Source organism: Solibacillus merdavium, assembly GCF_014836935.1.
GTDB lineage: Bacteria > Bacillota > Bacilli > Bacillales_A > Planococcaceae > Solibacillus > Solibacillus ferritrahens.
This window is the reverse complement of record NZ_JACSPW010000055.1, coordinates 1-530: the sequence shown is the minus strand read 5'-3', so window position 1 is coordinate 530 and position 530 is coordinate 1. Positions and strand designations below refer to the sequence as shown.

General features: G+C 39.8%; 1 pseudogene. It reads left to right on the top strand.

The features are described from left to right. A pseudogene (locus H9632_RS18720) lies at positions 1–201 on the top strand (SMI1/KNR4 family protein); the annotation flags it as partial. Between the last annotated feature and the right edge of the window lie 329 nt (positions 202–530).

Genomic DNA, 530 nt, shown 5'->3' with positions numbered 1-530 from the left:
TTTTCCCGGGACCAATTATTGCCGATTGCAGCCACAGAATTTGACAAAGATTTATTTGTTTTATGTCTACCTAATTCCTCTAATCCTGGATCGGTAGTCTGGTTCGCTGGGGAGGAAATTGATAGATTCGAGAATTTTAATGAATATTTTCTGGCAATGATTGATTATAATCGAGATGAAGTATTAGCGTTAAAAGATTGATATAATGTAATCTAGGAAACCTGTTGAAGCTACTGTCTGTATTTTACAGGCGGTAGTTTTTCTCCGGTAGGAATGGATAAATATTTACTGGGAATAATGATTTTATAAATTTATTACTCTAACAGTAGAAATCAGAGAAAAAAAGGCGACCAAAGCAGCAGCCAAACAGGTCAAGAAGGCCGCGAAGAAAGCCGTGACGCAAGCGAAAAAGAACGTCAAAGCTGCCGTAAAGAAGACGAAGAAGGCTCTGAAAAAGGTCGGCGGAAAAGTGGCCGTTGCGTATACGTCCTTCAAAGAGGGCGGCTATAAAGACGTAATCTCTGCAGGAT